This window comes from Rahnella sp. WP5, assembly GCF_000745615.1.
GTDB classification, from domain to species: Bacteria; Pseudomonadota; Gammaproteobacteria; order Enterobacterales; family Enterobacteriaceae; genus Rahnella; species Rahnella aceris.
On record NZ_JQJR01000010.1, the window covers coordinates 49,152 to 61,030 of the forward strand.

10 protein-coding genes are annotated in these 11,879 nt (G+C 52.2%); all 10 read right to left on the reverse strand.

The annotated features are described in order from the left end of the window. Nucleotides 1–62: 62 nt before the first annotated feature. Entirely contained in the window at nucleotides 63–1,607 is a 1,545-nt protein-coding gene (locus EX31_RS09255) for a glutathione ABC transporter substrate-binding protein (protein ID WP_013575735.1), read from the reverse strand. A 36-nt stretch (nucleotides 1,608–1,643) separates the two neighbouring features. Next, a complete protein-coding gene (locus EX31_RS09260) occupies nucleotides 1,644–3,512 on the reverse strand; it encodes an ABC transporter ATP-binding protein (protein ID WP_037034400.1) in 1,869 nt (622 codons plus the stop codon). Nucleotides 3,513–3,542: 30 nt separating this feature from the next. Further along, complete coding sequence (gene dgcA, locus EX31_RS09265) at nucleotides 3,543–4,508, reverse strand: N-acetyl-D-Glu racemase DgcA (RefSeq protein ID WP_037034401.1); 966 nt, start codon at nucleotides 4,506–4,508, stop codon at nucleotides 3,543–3,545. Then, nucleotides 4,508–5,518 (reverse strand): N-acetyltransferase DgcN, encoded by a 1,011-nt coding sequence (gene dgcN / locus EX31_RS09270; RefSeq protein WP_037034403.1) that lies wholly within the window; start codon nucleotides 5,516–5,518, stop codon nucleotides 4,508–4,510. Before dgcN ends, dgcA begins: the two co-directional genes overlap by 1 nt. Before the next feature lie 284 nt (nucleotides 5,519–5,802). Beyond that, nucleotides 5,803–6,882: a porin gene (locus tag EX31_RS09275; protein ID WP_037034404.1), complete on the reverse strand. Its 1,080-nt coding sequence runs from the start codon at nucleotides 6,880–6,882 to the stop codon at nucleotides 5,803–5,805. A gap of 772 nt (nucleotides 6,883–7,654) precedes the next feature. After that, nucleotides 7,655–9,367, reverse strand: coding sequence for an ABC transporter ATP-binding protein (locus EX31_RS09280; RefSeq protein ID WP_037034406.1), 1,713 nt, complete (start codon nucleotides 9,365–9,367; stop codon nucleotides 7,655–7,657). A 105-nt stretch (nucleotides 9,368–9,472) separates the two neighbouring features. Beyond that, nucleotides 9,473–9,778 (reverse strand): hypothetical protein, encoded by a 306-nt coding sequence (locus EX31_RS09285; RefSeq protein WP_013575742.1) that lies wholly within the window; start codon nucleotides 9,776–9,778, stop codon nucleotides 9,473–9,475. 14 nt (nucleotides 9,779–9,792) lie between these two features. Next, nucleotides 9,793–10,317: a hypothetical protein gene (locus EX31_RS09290; RefSeq protein WP_015690027.1), complete on the reverse strand. Its 525-nt coding sequence runs from the start codon at nucleotides 10,315–10,317 to the stop codon at nucleotides 9,793–9,795. A 266-nt stretch (nucleotides 10,318–10,583) separates the two neighbouring features. Beyond that, on the reverse strand, nucleotides 10,584–11,447 hold the full coding sequence (locus EX31_RS09295) for a D-amino-acid transaminase (protein WP_037034407.1): 864 nt from the start codon (nucleotides 11,445–11,447) through the stop codon (nucleotides 10,584–10,586). A gap of 168 nt (nucleotides 11,448–11,615) precedes the next feature. Beyond that, nucleotides 11,616–11,855: a hypothetical protein gene (locus tag EX31_RS09300; RefSeq protein WP_013575745.1), complete on the reverse strand. Its 240-nt coding sequence runs from the start codon at nucleotides 11,853–11,855 to the stop codon at nucleotides 11,616–11,618. Nucleotides 11,856–11,879 lie beyond the last annotated feature (24 nt).

The following is an 11,879-nucleotide window of genomic DNA, read 5'->3' on the forward strand; positions in this document are numbered from 1 at the left end:
TCTGAAGTTGCCTGCTAAACCCCCTCCCAGCCTCCCCCTTCGCAGGGGGAGGCGCAAAAAAATTACTTAAACTGTGCCTGATTAAAAATCAGTGAGCCGTCGGCCAGCATGTAGACGCCGGAAAGGTCTTTGCTCTTACCGACCAGGTTGTCCGGCACGCCGAGATAGGCCACCGGCGCATCTGCCCACAGCAGTTTTTGCGCATCGGCATAGGCGGCTTTACGTTTTTCCACATCAGCCGTTTGCAGACCGGCGGTGATCGCCGCATCAACCTGCTTGTTGCTGTAATAAGAGACGTTATAGGCAGAAGGGATCCAGGATTCGGTGGCAAACAGCGGACGCAACGCCCAGTCTGCATCGCCGGTAGAGGCCGACCATGCGCCGTAGTACATTTCCACTTTGGCATCTGCCGGTTTCGGCGTGCTCCACAGGCGCTGGTTAAGCGAACCGGAATCCATCGGCACCAGTTTGACGCGCACGCCGATCAGTGAAAGTTGTTGTTTCAGGAACTGCGCACTGCGGATACGGTCGGTTTTGTTCGAGCTCCACATTTCAACGTCGAAGCCCTTCTCATAACCGGCTTCTTTCATCAGCGCTTTGGCTTTAGCGATGTTATAGCTGTAATCCGGCGTGGTTTGTTTCTGATAGAACTGAACGTTTTTCGGCAGCGGCGAGGTGGACGGCGAACCCAGACCGGCGAAACCGACTTTTAGCCACAGATTACGGTCAATAGCGTAGTTAATCGCCTGACGGACACGCACGTCAGAGAACTCTTTTTTCTGCGTATTGAAGGCGATGTAATACAGATAGATGCCCGGATCCTGCGCAATATCCAGCTTCGGATCGCTCTTCACGGTATCCACCAGATCGGACGGCAGCGGATACACCGCGTCCACGCCGCCGGACTTCAGTTTCGCCACCTGCGTGGAATCTTCCGGCGTCGGGTAAAGCGTGACGGAATCTACTTTCGGCCAGCCTTTCTGCCAGTAGTTGTCGTATTTCACCAGTTTGACGTCTTTACCCTGCTGCCATTCCACAAACTTAAACGGACCAGTGCCGACCGGATGCACACTCAGATCCTGTTCGTTCGGGTATTGCTTTAACGAAGCCGGGCTGTGCATCACCGCCGACGGGTGCGCCAGGGTGTTGATCATCGCGCCAAACGGTTTGTTGAGGGTGATTTTTACCTGATACGGACTGACCACATCAACGGATTTGATCATGCTGAACAGCGAGTTACGTTTCAGATGATTGGCCGGATTGGCCAGCCGATCCAGGTTGGCTTTTACCGCATCAGCATTGAACGGCGTGCCGTCCTGGAAAGTCACATCGTGGCGAAGATTGACGGTGAATTCGGTCGCATCGCTGTTACTGGTGTAATCCGTCGCCAGCACCGGCACAACGGCCATTTTGCTGTCGAACTGGAACAGGCGTTCAAAAATACCGCTCTGAATGGAATAGCTCAGCGTATCTGTGGTGTCGTGCGGGTCAAAACCGGTCACGTCGGCATACATGGAAATACGCAGATCTTTGGCCTGAGCCGACGCCGCAAAACAAAGCGCCAGTCCGGCGGCAAGCAGGCTTTTACGCACTAAGGTCGAATGCATGGTGTTCTCCTGTGTGTCCCAAAAAAGAATGTTGAGTTATCCCTGTGCAACCCAGTGATGTTCACTGACGCGGGAATATTTGAGTTTTTCTATCTGTACACCCGCCGGATGCACCGGCGATTTCACTTCCACATCATCAAAATTGCGTAAAACACGTTGCGTCGGATCCGCCACCGGTACCGAACTGAGCAGGCGTTGGGTATATGGGTGTTTAGGATTACTAAACACGGCGTCACGCGGGCCAATCTCGACAATCTGTCCGCTGTACATCACCGCCACCCGGTTGGCGATCCGCTCCACCACCGCCATGTCATGCGAAATAAACAGCCAGGCAACGCCGGTATCACGCTGAAGATCCATCATCAGATTGACCACCTGCGCCTGAATCGATACATCCAGCGCCGACACGGCCTCGTCGGCAATAATCACCTGTGGCTGCAATGCCATGGCGCGCGCGATGGCAATACGCTGACGTTGCCCGCCGGAGAATTCGTGCGGATAGCGCCGCGCATGGAAAGGTTCAAGTCCGACACTTTTCAGCAACTGATTGACCACCGGCGTGGCATCAGCCAGAGACTTTTTCAGGCCATGCAGTAATAAAGGTTCGGCAATGGAAAACCCGACGGTCAGACGCGGATTGAGCGAGGCGTAGGGATCCTGAAACACCATCTGGATCTGACGACGGACAGCCTGAAACGGGGTGTCGCGCATCAGGGTAATTTCTTTACCTTCGAGGTGAATGCTTTCGGATTCGCTGCCCACCAGCCGCAAAATCGCGCGACCGGTAGTGGATTTGCCGCAACCGCTCTCGCCTACCAGTGCCAGCGTTTCGCCCGGCCAGATAGAGAAGTCGATTTGTTCCACGGCGTGGACTTCTTTGGTCACGCGTGACAACACGCCGGAGCGGATCGGGTAACAGACACGCAACCCGCGCACATCGAGCAACGGCGGCGCATCGTAGTTGGCGGTTTTCTGATCGCCATCACCCGCTGAAATGTGAGGATGATCACCTGCAACCGATTGCTTTTCTGGAGAAATATTTTGGCCGGTTTTATCTCTTAACAGCGGGAAGCGGCGCGGCCATTTCAGCCCCTGCATGTCGCCCAGTTTCGGTACGGCGGCCAGCAAGGCGCGGGTATAAGGATGCTGTGCGTTGGCGAAAATTTCCGTCACACTGCCCTGCTCCACCACCTGGCCCTGATACATCACCACCACCCGATCGGCAATTTCCGCCACCACGCCCATGTCATGGGTGATAAACAGAACCGACATATCGGTGCCCTGTTGCAGGTCGCGCAGAATTTGCAGGATACGCGCCTGTACCGTGACATCCAGCGCCGTCGTGGGTTCGTCGGCAATCAGCAGCGCCGGATCGCAGGCCAGCGCCTGCGCAATCATCACGCGCTGACGCATTCCGCCGGAAAGTTCATGCGGATAACATTTAAGGATACGTTCAACGTCAGGAATACGAACCTGTTTCAGCAGCTCGCGGGCTTTGTTCAGCGCCGTGGCTTTATTCGCCATGCCGTGATCCAGCAACCCTTCGGTAAGCTGATCGCCCACACGCAGCACCGGATTGAGCGAGGTCATCGGTTCCTGAAAAATCATCGACATTTCCTGCCCGCGCAGTTTGCGGCGCGATTCTGCCGACAGCGACGTCAGGGTATGACATTTGCCGTTGCGGCCAAAAAACTCGATACTTCCCGCATCGACGTGCGCCGAATCCGGCAGCAATCCCATGACACTCAGTGAAGTGACGGACTTACCGGATCCGCTTTCGCCCACCACCGCCACCACTTCACCTTTATTAATAGAGAAGGAAACGCCTTTCAGCGCCTGCGTTTTGCCCTGCCGGCCGGAAAATGTCACCGACAAATCGTTAATCTGCAAAATGGGCACTGTCATCAATAAACGCCTCCTTTATAAGTTGAACTGTTAAAGCCAGACTTCACCGTTTTCATAGCGCAATGCCGGTTCAGCGTCCTGCGCCAGCCAGATCGGGCCATCAAGATCGACACGTTCCGCCTGCACCGCTACCGGCAGCGCCGCCTCCATCGCAATGGATGAGCCCAGCATGCAACCGACCATAATGCGCAGATTGAACTGCCGTGCCACATCGGTCATGGCCAGCGCTTCTGTCAGGCCACCACATTTGTCGAGCTTGATATTGATCATCTCGTAACGGTCGCGCAGCCCTGCAATATCCGCACGCTCATGACAGCTTTCGTCGGCGCAGACAGGAACAGGATGCAAACAACGCACCAGATCTTTGTCATTACCGGCAGGAAGGGGTTGTTCGATCATCGCCACGTTGAATTCATGCAGCGCCTGAAACAGGCTGTCGAGATCCAAACCCAGCCAGGATTCGTTAGCGTCCACCACCAGCGTAGCCTGCGGTGCCGTGGCGCGGATGGCGGCCACTTTCTCGATAATCTGCTCGCGGTCGAGTTTAATTTTCAGCAACTTCGCGCCACCGGCAACTGCCACGGCGGCGGCATTGGCCATATTTTCCAGCGAATCCAGACTCAGGGTTTCGGCGGTAATCACCGAAACAGGCTTAGGCATATCAAGCAGTTGCCACAGGTCTTTGCCCTGTTTTGCCGCATCGAGACGCCACATTGCACAATCGAGGGCATTGCGCGCTGAGCCAACCGGCAACGCCTGTTGCAGCGCCTCGCGGCTCAGTCCCTGTTCAACCTGCGGACGGATAAGTTCCAGTTGCTCGCAAACGCTGTGCGGGGATTCCTGATAATGCGCGGTCGGTGTGCATTCCCCGACGGCGGTAAATTCACCGTCCGTCAGGTAAACACGTACCACCGTGACGGCGGTGCGGATACCACGGGAAATCGCAAATGGTTTTGCCAGCGGCAGTTCGACGGACTGGAAAGTCATCTGGATCATCAGGCGTTTTCCTTGATCCATTGCGCGATATTTTTGATACCGAAACGCACCGGATCGGTGGCCGGTACGCCGAATTCTTCGCTGATTTCCGCCAGTGCGATTTTGGCTTCTTCTTCACTGACGGAGGAGGTGTTAAGCGAGAAACCGGCGAGTCTTACGCCAGGACTGGTCAGGCTGGCCGCCGCCAGATTGGTATCGAGACACTGACGCAGCGTGGGCATAAACTGATGTGGCAGATGGCGCATATGCGGACGACCAAGCTCGTGACACATCACTAATAAATGTGCCTGTGCGCCATGAATCAATCCCATGCTGACACCGGCAAAAGACGGGTGATACAGCGAGCCCTGACCTTCAATGATGTCCCAGTGATCGTCATCGTTCGCCGGGGAAAGCGCTTCGACAGCACCGGAAATGAAGTCGGCAATCACCGCATCAATGGCAATACCGGCACCGGCCACCAGCACGCCGGTCTGGCCGGTAGCGCGGAAATCAGCGTTCAAATCCAGCTCACGCATGGCCGCTTCAAGCGCCAGCGAGGTGTACATTTTGCCGACCGAGCAATCTGTGCCGACAGTCAGAATGCGTTTGCCGCTACGTTTCATGCCGGTGCCGGTATCCAGCGCCGGTTGCATGTGGCGCACATCGAACAGTTGCACATTATTTTCAGCGGCCAGCGCAACCAGCTCAGGAATGTCGTTCAGCCCCTGATGCAGACCGTTCGCCACATTCAGACCGGCGCTGATGGCCGCTTTGATCGAATCAATCCAGTGTGCCGGTAATTTACCGCCTGAATTTGCGGTGCCCAGCACCATGGTTTTCGCGCCCTGCGCTTTCGCCGTGGCGATATCCAGATCCGGCAACCCTAAGGACACAGAATCCGTTGCCAGACGAATTTGTCCGACGCAAGCTTCAGGACGCCAGACGTGAATACCGCGCGCTGTTTTCGCCGCCAGCGGATCCATCACATCACCAAGAAATAAAAGATACGGCTTTGGAATTTGCTGCATGTCAGTTTCTCCGGGGTCTATTTTTTTGAATGGGGTTTTAATCAGACTGCAGAGAATATTCCACGGGAGAAAGCGGCTGACGAATACTTGTTTGGGTCTGGGGTATAACCTCAGGCTATAGACTTAGATATATGAATTTATTGTGGTTATTTGAGAAGAGAAACGGGGCGGCATGGGAGGCATTACACGAAATCACAGGTATAAAAAAAGGCAGAGCCAATGAACTCTGCCTTTGCGATTACCTTTTTCAGACACAGAATGGGGTAATAATTTAGTTCACTAACTTAGAAGCGGTAAGTCAGTGCTACAGCAACGATGTCGTCAGAGCTTACGCCCAGTTTGTTGTTGTCATCGATCTGGTTGATCATGTAGTCAACATAGGTGTACATGTTTTTGTTGAAGTAGTAAGTCGCACCGATTTCGAAGTATTTAACCAGGTCCGCATCACCCACACCTTCAACATCTTTCGCTTTAGACTGCACGTAACCGATTGAAGGACGCAGACCGTTTTCGAACTGATACTGCGCAACTAACTCATAACCCTGAGTTTTGTTAGCGTAGCCGCTCGTGGTGCCCACGGTGACTGGCGCCTGGTTACGGGTTTCGTTGTACATCGCTGCCAGATAAATCTGGTGAGCGTCATATTTCAGGCCAGTTGCCCATGCAGAAGCTTTGTCGCCAGCGCCGATTGTGGCGTTGGTTTGTGCGTTAGTACGGTCAGAAGAAGAACCCGCAATAACTGCACCGATGCCGGAACCTGCGATATCTTCATAATCGATGGATGCGCCGTAACCGTCGCCGTTGCCTTTAGACGCTGAACGACCGTCGTTTTCGTTTTTACCCTGGTATTGCAGGGCGATGTTCAGGCCGGTAACCAGACCGAAGAAGTCCTGGTTACGGTAAGTTGCCAGACCACTTGAACGACCCACCATGAAGTTGTCATTGTTAGCAGTATCACCACCAAACTCAGGCAGCATATCGGTGAAGCCCAGTGCGTCGTAAACCACACCGTAGTTACGACCGAAATCGATAGAACCGAAATCTTTCACTTTCAGACCCGCAAAGCCCAGACGGGTTTTATTGCCCAGGTCGCCCTGAGATTCTGCGTGGTTAGCCTGAATGTTATATTCCCACTGGCCATAACCGGTCAGTGTGTCGTTAATTTGAGTTTCGCCTTTAAAGCCCAGACGCGCATAAGTCATGTCGCCGTCAGAACTTTTATCATCGGAGAAATAATGCTTAGCGGTTACACGACCATACAGGTCCAGTTTGTTACCGTCTTTATTATAGATTTCACTCGCGTTTGCGGTAGATCCCACTGCAATTAAAGAGACCGCTAAGGCCAACACACTGCGCTTCATCATTATTTAAGTTTCCTTGATTTTTTATAAAGGAGTTCTCATGCCCGCTTTCTTTTATATATCTGGAATATCGGGCTGTGAGTATTTGTACATGTTTTGAAATACGTCTGTCTGTAAAACGATTCGAACCTTAACACTGAGCACGAAAAGTTAAAATGGAAAAGTTCGCCTCATTAAGTCTTTTTTGCGTAAAGAGTTGTAACATAATATTTCTGCTATAAGCCGCTAACCCCCTGATTATATGCGCTTTTAGCATAACATTTTGCACCACAACGGTGCGATGCATTTTTTTGGTGCAAAACAGGTCTCGCATTGTAAAGTTATTGCAACCGAGATCACCTTTATCAAAAGGTTTTTATCTGTTAACAATCGTTAATGAATTATGGAGGAATTTAGACGCGTTGCATTTAAATGGTGCATAGCAGGGTAATTATCACAAGGGTAAGTTCATTATCACATTAATAGAAAAAGCAGCCATAAGATTTTTGTACTACGCAATTTTTTTCGAATTAGGATTTTCGCTAAAGATATTGAGCAAAATAAAGTCAAATTAAAGGAAATAATAATGACCTGCGTGATTGAATTGAACGAAAGTGAATATTTTTACCTGCCCGAATCGCATCATTTTTATTCAAAACGGGCTTTTACTAAAAAGAAAATATTAAAAGAGAGGGCAGACTTGAGAAGGATAGGGAAATTTTTGGGGAGACTTTACTTTTGAGTGGCGATTATTTCGCCGTTCCAACCCTCTCCTTTGCAGGAGAGGGTACAAAAATTAACGGAACTGTGCGGCGTGGAGTTGTGCATAACGCCCCTGATGAGCCAGCAGTGATTCATGCGTACCCTGCTCAACAATGCCTTCTTTATCGACCACGATAATACGGTCAGCGTTCTGAATCGTCGCCAGACGATGGGCAATCACCAGCGTGGTCCGTCCCTCAGAAAGCTCCGCCAGCGACTGCTGGATAGCCTGCTCGGTGGCAGTATCCAGTGCAGACGTGGCTTCGTCGAGGATCAGGATTGGCGGGTTTTTCAGGAAAATCCGCGCAATCGACAGGCGTTGCTTCTGCCCGCCGGAAAGCTTCACGCCCCGCTCGCCAATCACCGTGTCCATGCCCAGCGGCAGTGCGTCAATGACGTCATCAAGGCGTGCGCGGCTGGCAGCCAGGCGGATTTCTGCTTCGCTGGCATCGAGCTTACCGTAAGCAATGTTCTCGCGGATCGTCCCGCCAAACAGAAACACATCCTGCTGCACGATGCCGATGTTATGACGCAACGAGGTCTGCGTCATGTCGCGGATATCAATGCCATCGATGGTGATACTGCCGCTGTCCAGCTCATAAAAACGGGGCAGCAGCGAACACAAGGTGGTTTTTCCCGCACCGGAAGGCCCGACGAATGCCAGTGTTTCTCCGGCATTAATAGAAAGCGTGATGCCATTGAGAATTTTGCTGACTGACGTATAGCCGAACACCACGTTGTCATAATGAATATCGCCGCGCAGATGGCTGACCACCTGAGCGCCCGGCCGGTCCGTGATATCCGGCGCGGTATCAATAAGCTGCGTGAAGCGTTTGAAACCAGCAATCCCTTTCGGATAGCTTTCCAGTACCGAACTGATTTTTGCCACCGGACGGAAAAACACTTCCACCAGCAGCAGGAACCCCACGAATCCGCCGTAAGTCAGCTGACCATTAATCACGTACCAGGTTCCGGCGACCATCACGATCAACTGAACCAGACGCGTACTCAGATAGCTCAGCGTCAGGCTGGCAGTCATGATCTGATAGGCTTTCAGTTTCGTCGTGCGGTAATTATCGTTGTCAGAAGCAAACAGTTTTTGCTCATGCGCTTCGTTAGCGAAGGCTTTCACCACACGAATGCCGCCGATGCTTTCTTCTATACGTGCGTTAAAATTACCCACCTGGCCGAACAGGCGCCGCCAGGTTTCAGTCATCTGCGCACCATAGCGGCTGACCATCCAGGTCATCGCAGGCACAATAATGATGGTCATCAGCGCCAGCTGGACATGCACTGTCGCCATCAGAATGAACGCGCCGATAAAGGTCATCACCGCGATAAATACATCCTCCGGCCCGTGGTGTGCCACTTCGCCCACTTCCTCCAGATCCTTGGTGACATGGGTAATGATGTGACCGGTTTTGGTATTGTCGTAATAACGGAATGACAGTTTCTGCAGATGGCTGAACGCTTCGCGACGCATGTCGGTTTCAATCCCGACGCCCAGCGCGTGTCCCCAGTAGTTGACGATCGCCATCAGCGCAGTATTGAACAGATAAATCAGCAACAGACCGACCGTCGCGCCGATAATCAGCACCCAGTCGTGTGCGGGCAGCAACTTATCGATGAAGGTTTTGATCGCCATCGGAAAGCCCAGTTCCAGCAATCCGGCCAGAATGGCGCACCCGAAGTCGAGGAAGAACAGTTTTTTATAGGGCGCGTAATAAGAGAAGAAACGGCGGAGCATCAGACATCCTCATAGAAACGGCCCGGCGGCGGGCAAGTCCGTCAGTCTAAATGAAAATGGTTATCGATAAAGATAATTTTAGACTCGCCCGCCGCAAGATCGTTTTTACAGGACGTTGCGCACGCCGCTCAAAATCACGTCAAAGACCGCATTCAGCGCCTGCCAGGCTATCTCTGCGCTGATCGCTTCATAGGTGGTCAGCACTGCCACGAAAGTGGATTTTTGAGTCGCCAGCAAAGATTCATACTCCCCCGAACGGAAACTGCCTTTGCCCTTTTCAATCTCCCATGTCAGCTGAAGTAAGGCTTCAATCTGCGGGACGGCACTGCTTGCCACCGTATTCCAGTTTGCGCCCAGTGAAGCTTTTGCCGCATTGATTGCGCGGTCTCTTAAATCAAAAATATCACTCATCCTGTTCACCTTTATTATTTTTGCGATGTGCCTGAGCCATTTTTTAATACCCGCTCATACGTCAGCATTGACTGCATAATCACGGAAACCTGTTTACGCTGAATAGCGATATACGCCGGAGAATCCTGTTGCGAACAATGCTGCTTTTTATATTTGATCTGATAGAAGATATTTCTCAGGCCGAATATCTGCTGATCAATCGCAGGATTGTTATTTAAGGCTTTGGTGCGGGATTCAATCAACGCCAGATCGGTTTCCGCGGAATTGAAGAACTGACTGTCGGGTTCAGAAAGGGGAGAAATCAGTGAAAGTGTTTGCCCTGCCGCCACGGGCGCAGCCTGGCAGGCAACCACCGGCACGGCGGGTTGTGTATTGTCAGCCATTGCCTGCGCAGTCCAGGTCACAAATTGCCGGTCAGCTTTAATTTCGAACTCGGTAATTTGATTATCTAACGTCAGGTCGTACTGATGTGTGGAACACGCGGTCATTGTCATCACGACAATAAACATCGCGACGCTGAATTTAATGATTGATTTCAAAATGCCTCTCCTGTGATGAATTCCGAAGGTGGGCATTATTCCATTGCCCCTGCCTTCAAAAAATTAGTCACAAGAGAGAAACGGCGCAATCAACCGGTAAATCATTTTCAATAAATGATGGCGTCATTTTTATCATTAAAATAAATAAGCGATGAGAGATTATTTTCCAGGTTAAAAACGTTCGCGTCTGTACACAGCGACAACCGTAACGCTCCCTCCCATCCTCCCCCTTCGCAGGGGGAGGAGCCGTCTTCCGTTGACGTTAATTACCGGCTCGTCGCTTCCACCGCCATTTGCACATAAATCGCCCGCAATTTTGCGGCGACGGCACCTGGTTTTCCGTCCCCGACCGGCTTACCGTCCAGTGCGATCACCGGCCAGATAAAGGTCGTTGCCGAGCTGATAAAGATCTCCCGCGCATTTTGTGCTTCATCGAGCGTGAACGGGCGTTCCTCGAAGCGAATATCATGATGCTTCGCCAGTTCCAGCAGCGCCTGACGGGTGATGCCATGCAGAATGTGCGTGCTCAGCGGGCGGGTGATCAGCGTGCCATCAGCATCTACGATCCAGGCATTGCTGGAACTGGCTTCGGTGATCAGGCCGTTTTCGATCAGTAAGGCGTCATCGGCATTATGCTGATGGGCATACTCTTTCGCCAGACACGGAGCCAGCAGACCCACGGTTTTGATGTCACGACGCTGCCAGCGGATATCCTCAACGGAGACCATGCGAATACCGCTTTTCGATTTGGGGTGATCTATCAGCGGCCGCGCCTGGGTAAACATCAGAAAAGTTGGCGTTACGCTTTCGCCGGGGAAATCAAAATCACGGTCACCGCTGTTGCCGCGGCTGATTTGCAGATATACCGCCCCTTCCACCAGATGGTTTTCAGCAATCAGACGCTTTTGCAGGGGCTCAATATCGCTGAGCGCGCAAGGCAGACGCAGATTCAGCGCCTGACAGGAACGTGCAAGCCGCGCCAGATGTGCCGCGTTGTCGAGCAGACGGCCGTTCAGTACGGCGCTGACTTCATAGACGGCATCAGCAAATAAGAAACCGCGATCAAATACCGACACCTTCGCGTCATGCTCGGCAACAAACTCCCCGTTAAGGTATACCGTTCTGGTCATGTTATTTTTCCTGGCCAACGTTGATTAGGATTTTTATTAGCTGTAAGACGACTGAAAGCATAAATTGCGTGAAAACTGAGCAGCAGATGTTGATGCAACGCAGGTTTCCGGCACACCAGACATAAAAAAAGCGCCCTGATGAGCGCTGATGCGGTATGGAGCGAAAGATCAGAGTTCGCCTTTTTTCTTTTTGTTACGGATAACTAACCAGCTGATCAGCGCCATCACGCAGCCGATAAAGATAAACCAGATGCCGAGCATCAGTTGCGGTGCCATTTCTCCTGGCGGAGTTTCAGGGCTGCCGACCACTAAACCGTGGATGGTGGCAACAATGCCGATAACCAGCAAGATCAGGCTGTTGCGAAGTAAACGGCGGGCTACGGTCATAGGTTGTCTTGGGGTGGCCATCAGATGCGTCCTTGAGCAATAAAA